Here is a 19,791-nt window from a genome sequence, read left to right on the forward strand (position 1 = left end):
CACAAGCGCGTGTATCGACTGATACCGCCCCTACCTTATTAGGTGATTAAATGTGCAAATTAGAAAGAATAAAGAAGGAACGAAAAGCGCTTGAAAGAATGCTGCTAAGTAAACAAGGTGATAGCGCTGCAAGTGAGGCTTATAAGGCACTGCGACCATATTTCGATAAGGTTGATAATATGAATAGCTACTATCCTATTGGTCGCATAAGGCTGGCCCGCTTGTTCTTGGAAAGCGACCTCAGCAATGATAAGGAGCTATTTTCATGTTATGGGAGATTTGCGAATCTTGTAGAGGGTGTGGAAGTGTATTCCTGAGAGAGTTTAGGTAATTACACTGACCTCCAGACCGTATCAGTTACGCTAAATTGAGTTCATACTGGGCGTTGAAAGCATTGGCATCAGGCAAGGCGTAATGCCAATGCACCCACAACTAAAGGTGGACAGATCCCATGAGTAAGAGTCAGGACAGAAAAAAAGACATTAAAAAGAAACCGCTTTTAACCCCCAAGGAAAAGAAAAAGGAGAAGAACGCAAAGAAAAATGAAACCGATGTACTGGGACATTGATTTCAGGAGCCGCTGAAAGCGCCTGGATCAGGGGCGCGATCAGGATGAGCAGCTAAGGTGCGACGCCCCGCCAACACCAAAGAGCTCCAGCGGCTTCAGCCTATAGTATTTTCTATCTACGGCCTCTGATTGCTCAGCGTACGGCTGCGTCATCACGTCCTGCAGTTCTCGCAGCAAAGCGTAATTACCCTCTGCCGCTTGCTGATAGGCGGGCACAACGAACCACTCTCTCAAGCTGTACTTCGGGTTAACGAGCTTCATCTTACTGGAAAGCTCCTCAGGCGTGCCAGGCTGAATCAGCGATTGCCAATTTGTGAGCCACGCTGACCAACGCTTGTCTAGCCCTTCGGGATCTGCAGCATAGGTCGAGCCTTTGTAGAAGCTTTTCTTAAGCGGCTCAATGTCATCTGGCAACGATGAGAGTTCCCGGAAGAACATGGTGTAATCAACAGGCGTCTGCATCATCAGTGTTGCCAGCTCGCGGAATAAAGCCGCGTCAAACGCGTCGAGTCCGAGTTTGGCCGCCCACATCGTCTCCATTTGCGCCTGCATCACCTTTGGGAAATCACTTTGAATGTCCTCCAGCTGCTGCAGACACTCTGGATGCCCTGCCAACAAAGGCCGAACCGCCGAACAGAACGAGTAGAAATTGCGTTCGGCTGCTGCTGGTTGGTTGAGGAACGCGAAGTGATTTCCCCCGCCCGTCCATGGCTGGTACTGCGGATCAAACACATCGCAGAACCCGAAGGGTCCATAGTCGAGCGTGAAGCCGCCCGCGGCACAGTTGTCGCTGTTGAAGTTACCCTGGCAGTAGCCAACACGGATCCAGTTGGCGACAAGCGAGGTCAGTCGTCTGCGGAACTCATGTGCGAGCGACACCACTTTTTCAGCTGTGGTCCGCGACCGATCGATAACGTCATCGTACTCGCGATCAATCAGGTGCAATACGATCCTCTCGAGCTCCTCCATCGCCTGCGGGTGTTCCTGCTTGCGGGCACGACGACTAAAGAGCTCCAGCTGCCCTACCCGAATGAACGAAGGTGCAACACGTGTCGAGATGGCCACTGGCTCGGATACAAGAATATCGGGATCTACCGAGCGTGAACCCTCCGAATACCAGGGGCGCCTGACTTTCTCGGTTGTCGACACGTACAGACTCAGAGACCGTGACGTGGGCACGCCCAGCGCGTGCATATGCTCTTGGGCCAGGAACTCCCGCACACTGGAACGCAGAACTGCCCGGCCGTCTGCGCCGCGGCAGTAGGGCGTGCGCCCTGCCCCTTTTAACTGCATTTCCCAGCGCTGCTTGTTGATGACAGCCTCGAGCACGGAAATCGCGCGGCCGTCGCCGTAGCCATTGCCAGTCTGGAACGGGCATTGTTGGTAGAATTCGGTGCCGTAGATGGAAAGTGCGTAGCCACACGCCCACCCCACGTTGCGCAGAGGCTCCGGAACATGCGACAAGTCGCCGGAGAACATACGGATGAAGTCGCTGGACTGCGCCATGCTGTCGGCGAAACCCAGTTCGTGAAACAGGTTTTTCCCATGGGCGACGTATTCGGGGTTTTCGATGGGCGTGGGGCTAACCGGAACATAGTGGCCCGAGAAGACTTGTCTTGGCGCGTGATCAGCTCCGTTTGCTTTACCCTCAGGGTCGCAGTTGAGCGTGTCCATGAGTGAATAGTCTGCCAGCGGTGCGAGATCGTCGAGGGTCGCGACCGTTGTAGGCATTTCCAAATGATGTCGCGTTAACATAATAGGGACTCCTCTTTATCTATCATACACTTCTAACTCACGGATACAGATTCAGGGACGACATTGAACCATGGGTAAACAGCGCTTTCGTTACTCTGCCAGCATTCTCAAACCCAGCCACCTGTTTGCAACAATTGGAGCCTTGCTGACGATTTTGCTTGGAAGCCTGCTGCTATTGGCACTGCCTAACCTCGGTGAACAGGATTTCAGCCAACTATACCTGGAAGAACACGGTAACGTGCCTTTCGAACTGCACCTAATTGCGTTGTGTTTGCTGCTGGGTTGCGTCGTGGCGTTTGTTAATCGCCGGGTCTGGCTGGAACTGGACAGCGAGAATCTGACGATTCACATCCCGCGGTTGACCGGCCTCGGGCTAATGGGATTTACCACCGGAGACCACCGCATTCCGTTAAATACTATTCGGAAAGTTGAGCTGACCGCCGTTACGGGATTCCGGAATATGGCTCAGGCACTTCAGCAGTCAAAACTCAGTCTCGTTACCGACAGGCGGACCTATCGTCTGCAACCCTACCATTTTTTGAGAGAGGGCCACCCGGATCACCGTATCGGCATGGGCAGCGCCTTTGGAAAGCCCAAGGCGAGATTGGAATCCATCATTACCGAGGCCCCTCTTGTCAAAGCTCTGTCCGGAATCACCGGCAACGTGGACTTTACGTCAACCCAAACTGATCGAACCGGGCCATTGGCCAACCATTTCAACTTATTGAAACACAAAGGCATGGTGCTGCAGCTAATTCTGCTGGCTGTGCTCGGCACCTATGCTCTCGTTGACTACGTACTGCTCACCAACTATCTCGTGATTGGTGACTTGCCACTTTGGCCATTCATTTCAACCGGGCTGCTGCTCGGTGTTTTGGGGGTTCAACTGGGGAAAGGTGCTCCCCGAGCAGAGCGCTTCGGCCTTGCTGCCCTGCTCTGTATCATCGCCTTCGCCGCTACCTATCCCGGTCTTCAGCGGTACGCGTTGGTGGTATCCCCCGAACCACTGACCGTTGCCTACGACAACACTAAAACCGGCTACTTTGAACATTCGCATTACCCTGCGATTGACCAACGGGAAAGCAGTATCCCTGAATATTGGCAGAGCCTTCCCTCAGAAGTGACTTACACCTTCTTCCTGCATGAATCGGAGCTGGGCTTTGTCCTGATTGATATGGCGGCCGTTTACGAGAAAAGCCGTGCTTTCTATCGGGAGGATGGCCGCTAACGACCTTGAAATCGCGTCTCAAACCATCACAGTCAGATAGTGAGGTAGCCATTTCCTTAACGAAGGAGAAACGCTATGAAGAGTATTAGCCGTGACGACCTCAAACAGATGAACGAAACCGAGCACGAAGATTTTGTGCTCATCAATGTCCTGCCGAGGGATGCCTTCAACCGAGAACATATCCGCACATCCATCAGTGTTCCTGTGGAGGAACCGTCCTTTTTGGAACAGGTCGAGGCAGTTACCGGCAGCAAAGATCGGAAAATCGTTGTCTACTGCGCGAACTTCGAATGTGATGCTTCTCCCAAGGCTGCCAAGAAGCTGGAAGATGCCGGCTTTACGGAAGTCTACGACTATGAAGGCGGCACCGAGGACTGGTTTAACCGGAAACGTGCCGCTTGACTGGTTGCAGTAGTGAGGGATGAATCTCAAGGGCTGCCCAACAGGGGCAGCCTTTTTTATGACATACGCACATGCTTCGGCCTAATCCGACGGTGATGTCGTTCGGCGCTGGTGCATATCAGGTCTAGACCGCCTTCAGGTGCCGGCCACAGGGCGAATTGGTCATGATGTCGTGCCAGCGAGCCTGGAGCAGTCTTTCGATATGATTCCTGATCCAGATAATCCCCGGTTCTCTATCATGGCGTGCGTGCCAGATGAGGTAGAGGCTGGTTGGATCTACATCGAAGGGTAGCTCCCCCATCCATAACCCATCGACGAATCCGCAATCCTGGCTGATTAGCTCAGGAACGGCCGCGATGAGATTGGACTCCCTTAACACTTGAGGAACGGACGCAAAATGGTTCATTGTTGCGGCGATACGCCTGCTCTGCCCTTTTTGATCAAGATAACTGTCAACAGAACCGTGTGCGTCGCCCGACATGGTGACCAACAGATGCCGGGCTTCCAGAAACTCTTCCATGGTGATTTGCCGGCCTGCCAGCGGGTGGTCTGCCCGCATTGCGAGAACAAATCCGCTATCAAGAAGCCAGGTACTCCGCAAACTGTAATCGTGCTGGTTAAGCACGCCAATCGCGAGGTCAACGTGAGCTGATCTCAGGTCGTCGTAGCTCCCTTCAGGTGTATAGGGAACGGCGTGTACGTCCACGCCCGGCGCCTCACGCTCAAGCAAGTCAATAAGCTGACGCCAGATCATCTCGACGATGACGTCGGTTACTGCAATGCGGAACGTCCGCCGGGCGGAGGCCGGGTCAAACTGCGTAGCGCTGACGGCGTTTGTCAGAGCGAACATAGGGTCACCCACCTGATCCCATAGGCTGAGCGCATAGGAGGTGGGTTCGATGTTGCGGCCCTTTCGCACAAAGAGCGGATCATTCCAGATCTGGCGCATCCTGGAAATCGCATTTGATACCGCAGGCTGCGTCATGGCCAGGCGATCCGCCGCACGAGTCACTGAACGCTCCGTCATAATGGCATCGAAGATGTACAGCAACTGGAGCTCTTGAGTTTTCATAGTAAGTTCTCGGCGTAACTATAAGTGCCCTTTAACGAACGTTCTCAACTGGCTGAGGCTCCCTGCCCCGGCATGTTGGGCAATCACATCGCCATCCTGAAACAGGGCCAATGTTGGAATGCCACGGATACGCATTTTTGCAGTAATCTCCGGGCTATCATCCACGTTGACCTTGGCAACGGTCAGTTGCTCACTGAACTCATCGGCGATGTCCTCAAGCAGCGGGGCTACCGTCTTGCAAGGGCCACACCAGGGTGCCCAGAAGTCAACCAGAACTGTCCGGTCGCTCTGAACAACCGCTTTTTCAAAATTCGCATCGGTTACATGAATAATGGTCGTCATAATATCTGCTCCTGAATGGAATTGCTCACCTTCAATACTGGGTCCTCCAAGCTGATAGCACTAATTTCAGTGCCATATAGATCCCATTTCTCACAATGATGGGTTGGCATAGAGCCCGTTAAAGGCGCTTACTGAATACCAGCCCACCCCACGCAAGCGTGCGGTTTCCGGTCCCGCTCTTAATTTCGGAGCTCTGGACCCGGAGCACGTAACTCAACTCGGTGCCAGCGACGAAACTGTGGGTATAGCCCGCCCAGATTTCCGCCAGGAGCACGTTAAGGTCGTTGGCATCCAGTTCGTGGTCGGAGTGCCTGAATTGGCCTTGAAGGAACGCATTATAGGCCCGAGCTTTAACAGACACGCCGCCCCAGAAATAATGCTCCCGGCCGCCAGGGGCTGCGACTCCCGGCGCTCGTTCGCCGTAAGCCATAAGCTCAGGGTTGAAACGATTGTCCGGGGAGGAAATCAGCCCGTCCCGAAAAACAAGCGCGGCACCAAACTCAGTCAAATAACCCACCGACCCGAAATACGTGACTTTGAATTGCTGGTCCGGCCGGCTTTTATCCAGATACTGATGATAGGCAGCGGAGTATCGGAATGTTGGTTCCCCGCCATTGGAGACCTGATGATCCCAGCCGTTGGCACGGTCACTTCCTACCACCTTGTGAACCGCATTCTGACCCGATTTAAAAACATCCAGGCCCAGCACTCCGACGGTCATCGAGGTGGTCCACCCGGAATCGTCACTCAGGGTCCTGTAACTATGGCTTGACGATAAATAAACGAGGCTGCTGTAGGGACGATCATCCCGATCGATATCCCTCGCCTTGATTTCCTCAGGGGTGAATCCGTAGATGCCAAATTCCAGGGCTGCACTTTCGGGCTCGTTAATATCTGCGCCAATACCCGACAACACGAACCTGTCCAGGTTTTGGCTGATTCCGGAAACCGGATTTCCCAGGAAGTCCTCCGAGTTTGAGGAATAGGTTATGGCCAAACCTGCGGTGTAATCCCGATCGGTTTGGGTGGGTGCAAAAAGATCATTGTCCGTAGAAAGCGCAATGACAGAATCAGAGTTCTCAGCATGAGCCATCGGAGACAAAACCAGAACAGTGAGAAAAAGTACAAGCAGACGATGAGACATGGCCAACTCCGAAAGACGATAGGTCGGAAACAAGTTGGCTGCTATTTTTCAACTGAACGCCTTGCGCGACTAATCAGGGCTCGATATTGAAAACATCATGTATTTTGATGAATAGGTGTTTGTACTGCGATGTTTACATCGTTGTCGGCGGGGCGGGTTCTATAAAACGATTTAAGTTAGTCCTTTAACATATTGTATTTAATTTATTTCCATGCATTTCGATAAAATCAGTCAAGATAGGAGACATCGAAGTAAGTCGCCGAAAAGCTCTATTTATCAGTTTTGGTGATGTGACTCATGCGGCCTCCTGATTATTCGTGACCTCTCTTCAAGCTCATACTCCACTCCATCTGATCTCGCGCCGATTGGCGAAACGGAGATCAGCCTTCGCTTATCAAAACTGGAGAACATGTTATGCGTACAACTGTACTGGTTGCCCTTACATCACTCTTAGCCGCTGCTGCGCTGCCTGCACACGCGACCCTGGCTGATCGGAAATCGGACGAGACTCATTTTGAAAACGCTCAACCGGCCCCGTACAGCGGCCAGCTCGTCATACGTGGTGAGATACAGGACCGTGATGCAGCAGGCCGTTCAGCAGAACCCGCCCCCTACAGCGGTCACATCGTTATCCGAGGTGAAGTGCGGCCTGAAAGCCACGGTTGAGCGATAAGTCTTTCTTTGCGTCTTGGCACCAGGGACGGTGCTTTTTTGTCAATCCGCTTCGGATGGCGTTACCGCCTCTCCCTCCAACCACGGTGGACGGTTACCAATCCGCTCCAACAGGAAATCAATAAAGACCCGTACCTTCGCCGTTAAAACATTAGACTTGGGATAAACCAGCCAGAGCGCCGGCTCTGCGTCCATCCGGAAGTCCCCAAGAACCTGTACCAGTGTGCCCTCCGCAAGTTCACGATGAACACTCCATAAAGCATGCATGGCAATGCCAGCGCCTGCCATGGTGGCGATCTTATAACTTAGCCCGTCATCAATGATCAGGCGGTTACCAGGCGCACGCGGGTTGAATTTACCCTGTTCACCATCTGGGCCAATCAGGTTGATGGTCGCCTGGGATTTAAACGCAATCAGTTGGTGGGAACAAAGGTCGTCGGGATGCTTCGGTGTGCCCCACTTCGCCAGGTACTCCGGGGAGGCGCACAACAATCGCCTGTCGTCTGCCAGTTTACGAGCCTTCAAATTACTGTCTGGAAGCACCGAGTCCCGCAATGCCAGGTCAAAACTTCCCTGGATAAGATCAAGCTCCATATCCGACAGTCGCAAGTCCAGATTGATGCCTGGGTAAAGCTCCAGAAACTCCGGCATCAGCGGTAACACATACTGCTGGGCAAACGTGCTGGATGCAGTCAATCTCAATGTCCCAGCCACATGTTCATTGCCGAACCCCATCGCCGCCAGGGCTGCGTTCTCCTGTGCCAGTATTTCTCTGGCGAAGGGTAAATGAGGTAACGGACCAACCCGGTAACGTCCCCGGCTAATGCGGCCTGCAATGGCGCCAAATCATTCGTCGCCCGGTAGCCTGAAATCCACTTCCTCAAGTGAGTCTGCCAGGAAGTCCAAAAATGCTCTTACCGCAGGAAGCAGCCCTCGGCGCGACGGGAAAACAGCATGGAAAATCCCTCCGCGTGGTCGCCAGTCCGGTAAAATACTGACGAGATTGCCGTCAATCAGGTCCTGCCCACCGACGATGAGCGGCATTTTTACCACACCTAAACCACCCACAGCAGCTTTGAGCAACGTAAAGACATCATCGGTGACCAGGCGTGGCTGGTGATGGATTTTAACGGCCGCACCAGCGGGCCCATCCAGGCACCAGACATGCTGTCCATCCCATTGCTCAAAATCGATACTGGGAAGTTTTGATAAATCGTCGGGAGTTATTGGTTTCGGATACTGCGCAACCACCTCTGGCGCGGCCATCAAGCACTGAGGGCTTTTAGACAGCACTTTCATCGTTAAGTCACTGTCTTCGAGCGGCGGGTATCTCACTCGCAAGGCAACATCGAACCCCTCCCTGACAACGTCGATCCGTCGGCTCGTAGCCTCCATTTCGATTTTTACTTTCGGGTACTGCTGCATAAACCGGATAATCAACGGGGCCACCAGAAAGTAGATGATTCCCGGCGGGCAGCTCACCCGTATCGAACCCACTGGCTCGGAGCGGGAATGATCGATGACTTCCTGTGCCGCATCGGCCTCCACCAGCATTGCCACGCAGTGGCGATAATACTCTTTCCCCAACTCCGTAACAGTGAAGACACGCGGTGAGCGATTAATCAGCCGGGTATCAAGCCGACTCTCGAGCTCTGCCACGCGCCGGCTCAACTTGGATTTGGGTAACCCAAGTGCCCTGCCCGCTGGCGCAAATCCGCCGTGATCTACCACCTTCACGAAGTAAAAAAGATCGTTCAGATCCTGCATATACGATCGTCCTATATATAGAACTCTGAGTATAAGAATTAGTGCCTACTCAGGCCACCCTGGCTGAACTATCGTTAAATTTATTCCCTTTTCCAGTGCCAAAGGAGAGGGGGCCAACGACGACGGTGCACTGCGCCGTCTAAGCCCAGAAAGGAGAACGTCATGAGCAAACCCTATGTTCGACTCGATAAAAACGATGCTGCGGTACTGATGGTAGATCATCAGACTGGCCTGCTCTCCTTGGTCCGCGATATTGACCCGGACAAGTTCAAGAACAACGTATTGGCGATGGGTGACCTGGCTCAATACTTTGGGCTTCCGACCATTCTGACAACCAGTTTTGAGACTGGCCCTAACGGCCCATTGGTTCCGGAGCTGAAAGAACAGTTTCCCTCTGCCCCTTACATCGCCCGCCCAGGGCAGATTAACGCTTGGGACAATGAGGATTTTGTTAAGGCCGTTAAAGATACGGGAAAGAAACAACTGATCATCGCCGGCGTCGTGACAGAAGTGTGTGTTGCTTTTCCGGCGCTCTCCGCGCTGGCCGAAGGCTATGATGTATTCGTGGTGACGGACGCCTCCGGCACGTTCAACGAGCTGACCCGACATTCCGCCTGGGATCGGATGTCGCAGGCCGGTGCCCAATTGATGACATGGTTCGGACTGGCTTGTGAGCTGCACCGTGACTGGCGCAACGATATTGAGGGGCTCGGAGCCCTGTTCTCAAACCACATCCCTGACTACCGAAACTTGATTACCAGTTACAACACTCTGCCTGAGAAGCAGTAGCGTAATGACGGGGTATTCGTGTCCTTCCAGCGAATACCTCCCCCAACCCATCGTATCTTTATACAGGGAATATCATCATGACTTCTCCCGCAAATTTTAATGGTCAGCGCCCGGTTATTGATCCAGACGACGCCGTATTGCTTCTGATTGATCACCAAAGCGGTCTGTTTCAGACCATCGGTGACATGCCCATGACCGAACTTCGAGCTCGTGCCACTGCACTGGCTAAGATTGCCACACTATCCAAGCTTCCCGTGATCACCACGGCATCTGTCCCCCAGGGCCCTAACGGCCCACTGATACCGGAGATACACGAAAATGCGCCCCATGCGCAATACGTGGCACGAAAAGGTGAAATAAATGCCTGGGATAACCCGGATTTCGTTGCGGCGGTAGAAGCAACCGGTCGCAAAACGCTAATCATTGCAGGGACAATCACTAGCGTGTGCATGGCCTTCCCTGCTATTAGCGCCGTAGCTGACGGCTATAAGGTATTCACGGTCGTCGATGCATCCGGCACCTACAGCAAAATGGCTCAAGAGATCACGATGGCTCGAGTTGTCCAGGCCGGTGTGGTTCCGATGGACACCGCTGCGGTCGCCTCAGAGCTGCAAAAAACCTGGCATTGTGATGATGCTCAGGCATGGGCGGAAGCCTATACCTATATCTTCCCTGCCTACCAATTGCTCATCGAAAGCTACGCCAGAGCGCAAGAGGTAGTCCAGAACAATGAGGCGCTGGACTCAATCCGATAATGATTGACTGATTCAGTCAAACGGCGTCGTCCGGTCAGGTTCTGTCGGGCGGCGAGCGTTCTAGGTATAGAACACTGAGTGCGAATATTGCTATCTATTCAGGGCCCGTACGCTGTTTTATCGTCACATTGATGCAGTAAAAACGTTGGGTCGATGGACCCGTTAGGAGGTCAAAGTGAAAAAGATTCTGACAACGTACGGTCCCCCTCGCGGTCATTGGGTGGGTGATGGCTTTCCGGTTCGTTCGCTCTTCTCCTACGATCGCATGGGCGCATCGAATATCTCGCCGTTTCTGCTACTGGATTACGCCGGGCCATCGGAATTTCCTCCGGCTCAACGTCCCCGGGGGGTTGGTCAACATCCACACCGAGGCTTTGAAACCGTGACAGTGGTCTACAGCGGTGAGCTGGAACACCGGGATACCTCGGGTGCAGGTGGGCTCATTGGCGAGGGAGACGTCCAATGGATGACCGCTGGCGCGGGAATCGTACACGAGGAGTTCCATTCACAGCAATTCACTGAACAAGGTGGTTTGCTGAAAATGGTGCAGCTCTGGGTCAACTTACCAGCATCGGCAAAGGACACGCCGGCGGCTTACCAGACGTTGCTCAATAAGGATATCCCTCGTGTGTCCCTGGAAGATGATGGTGGAACGCTCCGAGTCATCGCCGGTGAGTATCTTGAGCATAAAGGGCCTGCCAACACATTCACGCCAATCAATGTGTGGGATCTTAAGCTGGAGCCTGGTGCCCGTGTGAATTTGCCGGTGCCCAAAGGCCACACCACCTTGGTGGCAGTGCTGAACGGTTCAGTTCAGATCAATGACACTGATGTGTTGCGTGAGGCAGAGCTTGCGAACCTGGACAGAGAAGGTCAAGAGATTGTGCTGGAGTCCAATAATGACGCTCGGCTGCTTGTGTTGAGTGGAGAACCCATTGATGAGCCGGTCGTGGGCTATGGACCCTTTGTGATGAATACAGAGGGAGAAATCAAACAGGCCATGCTCGACTTTCAATCAGGAAAATTCGGCGCTCTCTAGCAAGGGTAAAGAGCATGAACTGCTTTTGAGGGGCTGACAGGACGTCGCCCCCAATCAATCAAAGATTGGGAAGCACGCTATGAACGAACAAGAGGCAGACGCCGCCCCAAGCATCCACTATGACTCTGGTCGATCCATCATAATCCGGCACACCGTGAAACCCGGACACCGTGACCACTATGAAACCTGGCTCAGGCAGATTATTGCCGCCGCAGCCCAGTTTTCCGGGCACCAAGGCGTTCATGTGGTACGACCGCCCGAAGGGCATGACACCTTTGAAATCGCGGTGCGCTTTTCTCAACCCGAAGAAGCCGATACTTGGCTGAACTCCGATGTTCGGCGGGAATTGGTATCCGACATCGTTCCGGCGCTGGCCTCTGAAGAACAGGTAGAGATTCAGACCGGCATCGATTACTGGTTCACCCCACCCACGTCAAAAGCCAAACAACCTACTCGCTGGAAGCAATGGCTCATTACTACAGCGGTTATTTGGCCACTCTCGTTGATCGTACCAATGGTCTTTCAGCCCATATTTGATCAACTTCCAGTGCTTGCGTTATGGGGTGTGCGTCATGGTTTGGTGGCAGCCACTGTCGTCGCACTAGTGGTCTATTTGATCATGCCCCGAGTGGTTCGACTCGTTGCAAACTGGCTGTTTCGTTAGTCGACAGCGCTAGGGGCAGAGGTACAGATCGATTTTCTATGGCAGTTTTGCCGTACGACCGGCGGAAAGATATGGTAAAGACCTGCGGCCTTTCGCACTTGTTTGGACACTAGGGAACACAACACTGAGGGAAATTGCTATGACGCTGAAACTTCAAACAATCATCTGCAGCACGCGCCCTGGAAGGGTTGGCCCATCGATCGCTAAATGGTTCAACGAATTCGCCAATGCCGACGGACGATTTGAGTCGGAGCTTGTCGACTTGGCAGATTTTGAACTACCGGTCTACAACGAACCAAACCATCCGCGTTTACAGAAATACGAGCATGATCATACCAAGGCGTGGTCAAAAAGCGTCGATGCAGCTGATGCGTACGTTTACGTTATCCCCGAGTATAACTATTGCCCTCCCCCCTCCTTCACAAACGCGCTGGATTACGTGTACACCGAGTGGAACTACAAGCCGTGCGGGTTTGTGAGCTACGGTGGCGTATCCGGTGGTCTGCGCTCGGCGCAACTCGCGAAACAGCTGGTAACGACATTGAAAATGATGCCAATGATGGAGGGCGTGATGGTTCAGATGCCCTGGAACCTCCTCGATGAGAATAAGGTGTTCCAGGCGAGCGAGCATCACGAAGGTTCCGGGAAAGCGATGCTCGAGGAGTTGGAGAAATGGGCCAGTGCCTTGCAATCGATCCGTAAGGGATGAGAGCAGACGCTGAATCTGCACCTCCATGAGCCTATCACGGCATTCCGATTGCGGACGCTAATCAATAGGTGTGTGTTGGTGCTGAGGGCGGCCCAGGTTATCCAAGCGCCCGCTTAACCCAGTCCATACGGTCCTGGCCGAAGAACATCTCGTCGTTGACGAAGAAGGTGGGGGCTCCGAACACGCCCCTCTTGGCGGCGTCATCCGTCGCCTCGATCAGCGCTGTTTTTATCTGGGGTTGCGCCATCGCGACCGCTACCTGTTCCGGATCAAAACCAGCGTTGGTTAAGATCTCCCTCAATGCATCCGGGGATGAAAGGTCCTCTCCCTGGGCCCATGCGGCTGAAAACATTGCCTGGTTGTAGGGTTCGATTTGTCCGTTCGATAGCGCCCAGAGAGCCCCTCTCATTGCATTGACCGTGCTGAAAATAAAGTGCGGGTTAAACCGGTACGGAATGCCATAGTGATCGGCATGGCGCTGAAAGTCGGTTTTGATCCATTCCCATTTGGCTGGGACGGTCACCGGAGACGTATTGCCTGTGGCCTTGAGGATGCCCCCGAGAAGAATCGGCTTGTAATTGATATTGGCGCCCGTCCCCTCAGTGAGTTCCTTCAACCGCATCCATGCGAAATAGGACGCGGGGCTTATGAAATCATAGTAAAAGTCGATATTCGTACTCATTATCGTTACCTCTTGTTGGAAAGGGTTTACCAAGGCTCAGAAAATGGCCGCGCATCCTGCTCGAATGTCCAGGCTGACCGGGGCTGTGTATGGAGATGCCAGTAAATGTCGGCAAGATCATCGGGCTCGATGATGCCACCCTCCCCCTTACTGGCATAAAGATCAGGCAGAAACTCAGCGGTCGCCTCGTTTCGTATCAGTCCATCAACAATAACGTGACCTACGTGGATTCCTTTTGGTCCAAGCTCCCGCGCCATGCTTTGAGCCAGGGCCCGTAACGCGTGCTTGCCGCCCGCAAAGGCAGAAAAACCGGCCCCACCTCTCAGGCTTGCCGATGCACCGGTGAACAGGATGGTACCCTCGCTACGGGTCAGCATCTTCGCCGCCACCTCCCGGCCCACCAGAAAGCCCGCCAGCGCACACATCTCCCAGACTTTCTGGTACACCCGGGCGGTTGTTTCGCAGAGATCGAATCGAACGTTTCCACCCACGTTGAAGATAGCAACCCGTATAGGGCCCAACTCTGATTCCACCCGATTGATCAGCTCCGTTACTTGCGTCTCATCACGGGCGTCGGAATGAATTGCCGTTGCCGTGGATCCGATGTCGCTGATTTCACGACAGAGCTTTTCCAGATCTCCCCGGCGACGGGTTACCACGAGATGGAATCCTTCCCTGGCAAATCGGCGTGCGATCGCCGACCCTAAATGATCACCAGCCCCAACCACCAGCGCAATGGGTTTGTCGGTCGTGCCCATGTTCCTTCCCCTTATTCCGTTGTGATGCTGGTAAAAACGTATCCCACCTAATAGCGTAGCTAAAATCGATTAAATGTATGCCAATCACAACCAATGGTTACGTCTTTTGGCTTTCTTGGTTGTCGTCACCGATCTCCCAATTGTTGCCTCAGATATTCCATGGCATAGCGAGCGCGCGCAGACAGGGGCCATTCCGCCCGGGAGATCATCCAGAGCGAATCCACCACGTCCCTTTCAAGCGTCATAACCTTGATTTCGCTGTGTCGGGCAAAGGCCTGCCTCGCGTATTGCGGTAGTACGGTAAAGCCCATGCCCCTGGCTACGGGTTCGAGAATTAAGCCTACCTGATTAACAAAACCGCGCACCGGAATATTGCGGATTCCAGGCTCCCCCGGAAAGCAGCGGCTCAACAGGCGCGTAGCCATGGCCCGGCCATCAGGGTGGTCGATATAGCCTAATCGCTCCAAATCCGCCCAGCTCGATACCGATTGCCCTGCCGGCACAATCAGTTCCAGTGGCTCTCCGGCGAAGTGGGAGGACGTCAAGTGGGGATCGTCAGGCTTTGCCGTAACCAAGCCGATCTCATAGCGTTTACCCAAGACCGCATCCAATATTTCCGTATCCGGTGCAAATCGATGACGGACCACCAAATCAGGATGCTGCTCCTGCAGATCGAGCAACAGTGGGTATAGCAGCAAGCCGCAGCTCCCCGGCGTGATAAGACTGAGCTCACCTTTTGTTTTATCGCCTTCCGACATTCGCAGGCGTAAGCGCATATCGGCCTGTTCCATCTCATCACAATACGCCAGGAGTGCGTGGCCGGCCGGTGTTAACTCCATCCGTCGAGGTTGCCGTATCACCAGGGTCCCCAGCTGTTCTTCAAGATGTCTTACATGCTGACTGACGGCTGCCTGGGTCAGGCCGAGCTGGTCGGCTGTCCGGGTAAAACTGCCGACGTCTGCAAGTACAACGAACGAACGTAACCATTGGGGATTAAGCATAAGAAACTCTTATTAATTTGATAAGCAATGACCTGTTTATATTATAGCAATTGCCGCTTACTCTGGTTCTACACTTTCCAGAGGAGAAGAACCATGAGCACCACTTACCCACGCAGTTTTTCCCATATCGGGATTTCGGTGACCGACCTTGATGCCGCTGTGAAGTTCTATACAGAAGTAATGGGCTGGTATCTGATCATGCCGCAAACCACTATCACGGAAGATGACAGCCCTATTGGGGTCATGTGTACCGATGTGTTTGGCGCAGGCTGGAACTCTTTCCGGATTGCTCACCTTTCCACTGGCGACCGAATCGGTGTGGAAATCTTTGAATTCAACAACGCAGAAAAGCCGGAAGACAACTTCGAGTACTGGAAAACCGGCGTGTTTCACTTTTGTGTCCAGGACCCGGACGTGGAAGGCCTTGCAGAGAAAATCGTTGCGGCAGGCGGTAAACAGCGCATGCCAGTTCGTGAATACTTCCCCGGCGAAAAGCCCTACCGCATGGTTTACATGGAAGATCCGTTCGGAAACATTCTCGAGATCTACAGCCACAGTTACGAGCTGACCTACTCCGCAGGCGCTTACGAGTAATCCGGTATTCGGTGGGCAATGACCCACCGACCTTTCGTTAACCTAGGCGTGAGCAAGGGCGCTCACAATTCGACACGCGAACGCCCTCGCCTGACACGCACCATGTCCGCAACGATGGCCAGTGCAATTTCAGAAGGGGTTTTACTGCCGAGGTTGAGTCCGATGGGCATGTGGATCCGCCCAACGTCTTCCTTTGACAGGCCACCAGTCCGACGAAGTCGTTCGGATCGGGCCTGGGAAGTACGAACAGAGCCCATCACACCAATGTAGCTTGCCGAGGTTTTGACAGCAGCCATCATGGCCAGATCATCAATGCGGGGGTCATGGGTTGCGGCGACTATCGCTGTGGAGGGCGTGCAAGCACCAGGCGAAGCGATATACAGCGACGGCAGTTGGGGCACAAACTCAACACCCGGCGGCAGGCTCATGCCATTGGTGACTTCCTCCCGTGGGTCACACAGCACCACCTCATAACCAAGGCTTAAGGCGAACTGTGCACAGGCCTCTGATACCGTTGAATAGCCGGCAAGAATTAGCTTGGCGACGGGGCCAATACGAACCGTCACCGTCTCTTCGGTTTCATTTTGCAACACCCGCGGCCCCGTGGGTTCAGCATCGGACAGCCACCACACTGCATCCGTCAATCTGATATGCCGTGCGATTTCATTTTGGCCGGACAGGGCCTGCTGAATCCGCTCAAGGTGATCCCGGGTCTTTGCGGTGGCAACCATACGTTCCACCAGGACGTCGAGAATGCCCCCGCACGGCAAGCGAATACGGGGGCTCTCCGGGCTGTTGCTGCCCGGAGAGCCATAACGAACAATAACAGCAGGTTGTTCGTACTCTCCGGCGGCAACGCGCTCGAGGAAGTCTTCCTCGACGCAACCACCCGAGAGCGAGCCCACATGATGTCCATCCGAGGTGGCAACCATCAGTGAGCCCGGCTCCCTGGGCGATGATCCGAAGGTGGACAACACCGTGCACAACCAGATCGTCCGGCCACTCCCCAGCCATTCGATCGCCTGCTCCACTACCCGAGCATCCAGACTTTGCATGGTCATGCACTCAACTGATCACCAACAGGAAGACGCCGGATGCGTTTCCCTGTGGCTGCATAGATGGCGTTGCACAGTGCCGGCGCGACCGGTGGCAACCCCGGCTCGCCCACACCGCCCATGGCGTCATCGGGATTATCAATCAGGTGCACTCGGACCACTTTCGGCGCGTTTGGCATTCGCGGCAACAGGTATCTGTCGAAGTTACTTTGTTGAGCGACACCATCCTGGAACGTCACCTCATTTTGCAGGGCAATGCCGATTCCCATCACGCAGGAACCCTCCATCTGTGACCGGATTCGCTCCGGGTTGGCCTGCGGCCCGCAATCAAAGGCAATGTCGGCGCGGTGAATGGTCACTTGCCCGCCGTCATCCACTTCCACGTCAAAGACGACGGCGGTGTAGGAAACAAAGCTGTGGTGGAAGGCAAGCCCAAGGCCACGCCCCTTTGCTCTTTCCTTTCCCCAGCCCGCTTCTTCGGTGGCACGCTCAATAACCCGGCGCATACGGCCCACATCGATCGGGTACATCTCAGGATCTTCACCGTAGTTCCAGCCGTCGCCCACCGTGAGATTGTGAACCTCACGCCCTGGCCCCAGCAGGTCCAGTACGTAATCGCGATGGTCCTTGCCTGCGGCTACCGCCATCTCGTGGGCAAAGCTCTGGATGGCCCACGCATGCGGCAGGTTGTACACCGAGCGGAACCACCCGATGCGGACATGAGCCGGTGCCGGCGGGTTCTCCAAACGGATAGCAGGGATGCTGAATGGCATGGTGTTAAACCCCATTCCCAGCTCAAAGCCCGCCTTGTGTTTGGGGTCCGGCGCGAACAGCGATGCAATGCTGGGAGACAGAGTACGGTGGCGCCAACTGGTCGCTTTGCCATTACCGTCGAGCCCCGCTTCCAGGTGATCCACAGAAACCGCATGGAAGTAGGCATGCTGAATGTCGTCCTCACGGGACCACTGCAGTTTGATGGGCTGCCCTTCAAAGGCCTTGGCCACTTGAGCGGCCTCAATCACGAAGTCTGGCTTCGATTTACGGCCAAAACCGCCACCCAGCAGGGTTTGATGAACGGTCACGTTTTCCAGGTCGATCTCCAGAAGCCCGGCGATGCCTTCTCGCGTCGCCCTGGGGTTCTGCACTGGCGCCCAGGCCTCGGCTTGGCCCCCGCTTACGCGAACCACGGCGACGGGGGGCTCCATGGGAGCCTGAGCCATATGGGGCATGTAGTAGGTGGCTGACACCCGCTTATTGGCTTCTTTCAAAGCGGCCTCAACATCACCGGACTGGCGTATAACCTTGCCCGGCGATTGCGCCGCTTTTTCCAGAGATTCACGGTAAGTATCCGATGTGTAATCGGCGTTGTTACCGGCCGGAGTATTGTCCCACTCTATCTTCAAAGCTCTGCGGCCTTCCATGGCAGCCCAGGTGTTGGTGGCTACTACTGCAACACCCCCGAGCGGATTAAATGCTGCAGGCTGGCCCGTGCCATCAATGCGTACAGTTTTCTTAACACCTCTGACCTTCAGGGCCTCACTGTCATCGACGCTCTTCACCGTCGCACCATAAACCGGTGGTCTGGCCACCACTGCATAGAGGGTGTTTTCCAGATCCACATCGGCGCCAAAAATCGCCTTGCCGGTGACAATGTCTTCACCATCGATTGCTTTGGGGTGCGTGGACTTCAGCTCGCCATTGATCAGGCCGGATTCCTTGCCAATGAAACGCAGCTCACTATCGGATTTCAGAACCAACCCGTCCCGGCCAGGAACGTCCAGCTCCCGTGCGGCTTCTGCAAGCTGGCCAAAGTCGAGTTCACGTCCAGTGGCAGGATGAACAACCTTATGAATATCCGCCCTTACTTGGTCGACCGATACACCCCATTGATTGGCCGCGGCCTGCTCAAGCATCAGCCTGGCAGCAGCGGCCGCACGGCGCATGGGGTCGTACCAGTGACGCATGCTGCGGGAACCATCGGTATTCTGGTTGCCAAACTTATCCTGATCGCCGTCTGCCTGTTCCGCGCGAACCCGGTCCCAGTCTGCGCCCAGTTCATCCGCGGCCACCATAACCAGGCTGGTGCGAATACCCTGTCCCATTTCGGCACGGTTGTTGACGATGGTGACAAGGCCGTTGGCGTCGATATGGATAAACACATTCGGGTTGTCTACCCAGCCCCCCGGCATGGCCCCGGCCCCGAACTGAGCCTGTTCATTGGCCAGCCCAATATCCCATCGGGCTGCGAGCAGGAGCGCAGAGGCTCCGGCCAACCCTTTGAGAAGACCGCGGCGGCTGATATTCGCAAGCAGCAGTGTGTCGTCGGATTGGCTCATGAGCTCACCTCCTTGTCCGCAGCCCGCTCAATGGCCGCCAGAATGCGATTGTAGGTGCCACACCGGCAGAGGTTGCCCGCCATGGCATCGATGATTTCCTGGGTTTCCGGTTCCGGTGTTTTCTTCAGCAGAGCTGTGGCATTCATGATCTGGCCACCCTGGCAGTAGCCACACTGGGCCACACCCAGGTCCAGCCAGGCCTGCTGGACTTTTTGGCCAACCGCGTCATCAGACATGGCCTCGATCGTTGTGATTTCACCTTTGGCGGCAGAAACGGGCATTACACAGGACCGGGTCGCTACCCCATCAAGGTGAACGGTGCAGGCACCGCACTGCGCGATACCGCATCCAAACTTGGTGCCTTTCATCCCCACAACGTCCCGAATAGCCCACAGCAGGGGCATATTATCCGGAACGTCCAGCTCGTGCTCTTGTCCGTTTATCCTCAGGTTGACCATT

General features: G+C 54.5%; 21 protein-coding genes. 9 read left to right on the forward strand and 12 right to left on the reverse strand.

The window, feature by feature from the left end; all coding sequences use genetic code 11:
• Positions 1 to 50: 50 nt before the first annotated feature.
• Positions 51 to 317: a hypothetical protein gene (locus tag B2590_RS18790; RefSeq protein ID WP_075194849.1), complete on the forward strand. Its 267-nt coding sequence runs from the start codon at positions 51 to 53 to the stop codon at positions 315 to 317.
• A 290-nt stretch (positions 318 to 607) separates the two neighbouring features.
• On the opposite strand, the gene B2590_RS18795 is transcribed toward B2590_RS18790, so the two are convergent.
• Positions 608 to 2,323, reverse strand: coding sequence for a protein adenylyltransferase SelO (locus B2590_RS18795; RefSeq protein WP_091644315.1), 1,716 nt, complete (start codon positions 2,321 to 2,323; stop codon positions 608 to 610).
• A gap of 70 nt (positions 2,324 to 2,393) precedes the next feature.
• On the opposite strand from B2590_RS18795, the gene B2590_RS18800 reads away from it, so the two are divergent.
• Together B2590_RS18800 and B2590_RS18805 are read left to right on the forward strand one after the other, a co-directional pair.
• Positions 2,394 to 3,551, forward strand: coding sequence for a hypothetical protein (locus tag B2590_RS18800; protein ID WP_091644317.1), 1,158 nt, complete (start codon positions 2,394 to 2,396; stop codon positions 3,549 to 3,551).
• A gap of 75 nt (positions 3,552 to 3,626) precedes the next feature.
• Positions 3,627 to 3,953 carry a rhodanese-like domain-containing protein gene (locus B2590_RS18805; RefSeq protein WP_085680664.1) on the forward strand — a complete coding sequence of 109 codons (327 nt, stop codon included), beginning with the start codon at positions 3,627 to 3,629 and terminating at the stop codon, positions 3,951 to 3,953.
• A 124-nt stretch (positions 3,954 to 4,077) separates the two neighbouring features.
• Here B2590_RS18805 and B2590_RS18810 read toward each other — a convergent pair whose 3' ends face one another.
• The 5 genes from B2590_RS18810 to B2590_RS18830 all read right to left on the reverse strand — a co-directional run bounded on the left by B2590_RS18810 (position 4,078) and on the right by B2590_RS18830 (position 8,950).
• Positions 4,078 to 5,025 (reverse strand): LysR family transcriptional regulator, encoded by a 948-nt coding sequence (locus B2590_RS18810; RefSeq protein ID WP_007152207.1) that lies wholly within the window; start codon positions 5,023 to 5,025, stop codon positions 4,078 to 4,080.
• 18 nt (positions 5,026 to 5,043) lie between these two features.
• Positions 5,044 to 5,367, reverse strand: coding sequence for a thioredoxin (trxA, locus tag B2590_RS18815; protein ID WP_126812730.1), 324 nt, complete (start codon positions 5,365 to 5,367; stop codon positions 5,044 to 5,046).
• Between the two features lie 118 nt (positions 5,368 to 5,485).
• On the reverse strand, positions 5,486 to 6,511 hold the full coding sequence (locus tag B2590_RS18820; RefSeq protein WP_286810604.1) for a lipid A deacylase LpxR family protein: 1,026 nt from the start codon (positions 6,509 to 6,511) through the stop codon (positions 5,486 to 5,488).
• A gap of 714 nt (positions 6,512 to 7,225) precedes the next feature.
• Positions 7,226 to 7,918, reverse strand: a complete 693-nt coding sequence (locus tag B2590_RS18825; RefSeq protein WP_081899276.1) for a substrate binding domain-containing protein — start codon at positions 7,916 to 7,918, stop codon at positions 7,226 to 7,228.
• A gap of 111 nt (positions 7,919 to 8,029) precedes the next feature.
• Positions 8,030 to 8,950, reverse strand: a complete 921-nt coding sequence (locus tag B2590_RS18830; protein WP_075194847.1) for a LysR substrate-binding domain-containing protein — start codon at positions 8,948 to 8,950, stop codon at positions 8,030 to 8,032.
• Between the two features lie 162 nt (positions 8,951 to 9,112).
• On the opposite strand from B2590_RS18830, the gene ycaC reads away from it, so the two are divergent.
• From ycaC to B2590_RS18855, 5 genes are all read left to right on the forward strand, one after another.
• Positions 9,113 to 9,739 carry an isochorismate family cysteine hydrolase YcaC gene (gene ycaC, locus B2590_RS18835; RefSeq protein ID WP_041334861.1) on the forward strand — a complete coding sequence of 209 codons (627 nt, stop codon included), beginning with the start codon at positions 9,113 to 9,115 and terminating at the stop codon, positions 9,737 to 9,739.
• A 77-nt stretch (positions 9,740 to 9,816) separates the two neighbouring features.
• A complete protein-coding gene (locus tag B2590_RS18840) occupies positions 9,817 to 10,494 on the forward strand; it encodes a hydrolase (RefSeq protein WP_041334863.1) in 678 nt (225 codons plus the stop codon).
• A gap of 175 nt (positions 10,495 to 10,669) precedes the next feature.
• Positions 10,670 to 11,533: a pirin family protein gene (locus B2590_RS18845; RefSeq protein ID WP_075194846.1), complete on the forward strand. Its 864-nt coding sequence runs from the start codon at positions 10,670 to 10,672 to the stop codon at positions 11,531 to 11,533.
• Positions 11,534 to 11,612: 79 nt separating this feature from the next.
• A complete protein-coding gene (locus B2590_RS18850) occupies positions 11,613 to 12,197 on the forward strand; it encodes an antibiotic biosynthesis monooxygenase (RefSeq protein WP_075194845.1) in 585 nt (194 codons plus the stop codon).
• Positions 12,198 to 12,336: 139 nt separating this feature from the next.
• Positions 12,337 to 12,906, forward strand: a complete 570-nt coding sequence (locus B2590_RS18855; RefSeq protein WP_036207193.1) for an NADPH-dependent FMN reductase — start codon at positions 12,337 to 12,339, stop codon at positions 12,904 to 12,906.
• Positions 12,907 to 13,003: 97 nt separating this feature from the next.
• Here the strand turns inward: B2590_RS18855 and B2590_RS18860 are convergent, their stop codons facing one another.
• The 3 genes from B2590_RS18860 to B2590_RS18870 all read right to left on the reverse strand — a co-directional run bounded on the left by B2590_RS18860 (position 13,004) and on the right by B2590_RS18870 (position 15,347).
• A complete protein-coding gene (locus B2590_RS18860; RefSeq protein WP_075194844.1) occupies positions 13,004 to 13,588 on the reverse strand; it encodes a 2-hydroxychromene-2-carboxylate isomerase in 585 nt (194 codons plus the stop codon).
• 26 nt (positions 13,589 to 13,614) lie between these two features.
• Positions 13,615 to 14,346 carry an SDR family NAD(P)-dependent oxidoreductase gene (locus B2590_RS18865; protein ID WP_075194843.1) on the reverse strand — a complete coding sequence of 244 codons (732 nt, stop codon included), beginning with the start codon at positions 14,344 to 14,346 and terminating at the stop codon, positions 13,615 to 13,617.
• Between the two features lie 125 nt (positions 14,347 to 14,471).
• A complete protein-coding gene (locus B2590_RS18870; protein ID WP_075194842.1) occupies positions 14,472 to 15,347 on the reverse strand; it encodes a LysR family transcriptional regulator in 876 nt (291 codons plus the stop codon).
• Positions 15,348 to 15,440: 93 nt separating this feature from the next.
• Between B2590_RS18870 and B2590_RS18875 the strand changes: the two genes are divergently transcribed.
• Positions 15,441 to 15,941 (forward strand): lactoylglutathione lyase family protein, encoded by a 501-nt coding sequence (locus B2590_RS18875; protein WP_075194841.1) that lies wholly within the window; start codon positions 15,441 to 15,443, stop codon positions 15,939 to 15,941.
• A 62-nt stretch (positions 15,942 to 16,003) separates the two neighbouring features.
• Here the strand turns inward: B2590_RS18875 and B2590_RS18880 are convergent, their stop codons facing one another.
• The 3 genes from B2590_RS18880 to B2590_RS18890 are packed head-to-tail and all read right to left on the reverse strand — an operon-like array spanning position 16,004 to position 19,790.
• Complete coding sequence (locus B2590_RS18880; RefSeq protein ID WP_075194887.1) at positions 16,004 to 16,996, reverse strand: XdhC family protein; 993 nt, start codon at positions 16,994 to 16,996, stop codon at positions 16,004 to 16,006.
• Positions 16,997 to 16,998: 2 nt separating this feature from the next.
• On the reverse strand, positions 16,999 to 19,332 hold the full coding sequence (locus tag B2590_RS18885) for a xanthine dehydrogenase family protein molybdopterin-binding subunit (protein ID WP_075194840.1): 2,334 nt from the start codon (positions 19,330 to 19,332) through the stop codon (positions 16,999 to 17,001).
• Positions 19,329 to 19,790, reverse strand: coding sequence for a (2Fe-2S)-binding protein (locus tag B2590_RS18890; RefSeq protein ID WP_127401242.1), 462 nt, complete (start codon positions 19,788 to 19,790; stop codon positions 19,329 to 19,331). Before B2590_RS18890 ends, B2590_RS18885 begins: the two co-directional genes overlap by 4 nt.
• Between the last annotated feature and the right edge of the window lies 1 nt (position 19,791).

The organism is Marinobacter sp. UBA3604, assembly GCF_002375325.1.
Lineage (GTDB): Bacteria > Pseudomonadota > Gammaproteobacteria > Pseudomonadales > Oleiphilaceae > Marinobacter > Marinobacter salarius.

Excerpts from the sequence above, each read along its gene's own strand:
- B2590_RS18790 (WP_075194849.1), top strand. The coding sequence starts at position 51 with ATGTGCAAATTAGAAAGAATAAAGAAGGAACGAAAAGCGCTTGAAAGA.
- B2590_RS18795 (WP_091644315.1), bottom strand. The coding sequence starts at position 2,323 with ATGTTAACGCGACATCATTTGGAAATGCCTACAACGGTCGCGACCCTC.
- B2590_RS18800 (WP_091644317.1), top strand. The coding sequence starts at position 2,394 with ATGGGTAAACAGCGCTTTCGTTACTCTGCCAGCATTCTCAAACCCAGC.
- B2590_RS18805 (WP_085680664.1), top strand. The coding sequence starts at position 3,627 with ATGAAGAGTATTAGCCGTGACGACCTCAAACAGATGAACGAAACCGAG.
- B2590_RS18810 (WP_007152207.1), bottom strand. The coding sequence starts at position 5,025 with ATGAAAACTCAAGAGCTCCAGTTGCTGTACATCTTCGATGCCATTATG.
- trxA (WP_126812730.1), bottom strand. The coding sequence starts at position 5,367 with ATGACGACCATTATTCATGTAACCGATGCGAATTTTGAAAAAGCGGTT.
- B2590_RS18820 (WP_286810604.1), bottom strand. The coding sequence starts at position 6,511 with ATGTCTCATCGTCTGCTTGTACTTTTTCTCACTGTTCTGGTTTTGTCT.
- B2590_RS18825 (WP_081899276.1), bottom strand. The coding sequence starts at position 7,918 with ATGGGGTTCGGCAATGAACATGTGGCTGGGACATTGAGATTGACTGCA.
- B2590_RS18830 (WP_075194847.1), bottom strand. The coding sequence starts at position 8,950 with ATGCAGGATCTGAACGATCTTTTTTACTTCGTGAAGGTGGTAGATCAC.
- ycaC (WP_041334861.1), top strand. The coding sequence starts at position 9,113 with ATGAGCAAACCCTATGTTCGACTCGATAAAAACGATGCTGCGGTACTG.
- B2590_RS18840 (WP_041334863.1), top strand. The coding sequence starts at position 9,817 with ATGACTTCTCCCGCAAATTTTAATGGTCAGCGCCCGGTTATTGATCCA.
- B2590_RS18850 (WP_075194845.1), top strand. The coding sequence starts at position 11,613 with ATGAACGAACAAGAGGCAGACGCCGCCCCAAGCATCCACTATGACTCT.
- B2590_RS18855 (WP_036207193.1), top strand. The coding sequence starts at position 12,337 with ATGACGCTGAAACTTCAAACAATCATCTGCAGCACGCGCCCTGGAAGG.
- B2590_RS18860 (WP_075194844.1), bottom strand. The coding sequence starts at position 13,588 with ATGAGTACGAATATCGACTTTTACTATGATTTCATAAGCCCCGCGTCC.
- B2590_RS18865 (WP_075194843.1), bottom strand. The coding sequence starts at position 14,346 with ATGGGCACGACCGACAAACCCATTGCGCTGGTGGTTGGGGCTGGTGAT.
- B2590_RS18870 (WP_075194842.1), bottom strand. The coding sequence starts at position 15,347 with ATGCTTAATCCCCAATGGTTACGTTCGTTCGTTGTACTTGCAGACGTC.
- B2590_RS18875 (WP_075194841.1), top strand. The coding sequence starts at position 15,441 with ATGAGCACCACTTACCCACGCAGTTTTTCCCATATCGGGATTTCGGTG.
- B2590_RS18880 (WP_075194887.1), bottom strand. The coding sequence starts at position 16,996 with ATGCAAAGTCTGGATGCTCGGGTAGTGGAGCAGGCGATCGAATGGCTG.
- B2590_RS18885 (WP_075194840.1), bottom strand. The coding sequence starts at position 19,332 with ATGAGCCAATCCGACGACACACTGCTGCTTGCGAATATCAGCCGCCGC.
- B2590_RS18890 (WP_127401242.1), bottom strand. The coding sequence starts at position 19,790 with ATGGTCAACCTGAGGATAAACGGACAAGAGCACGAGCTGGACGTTCCG.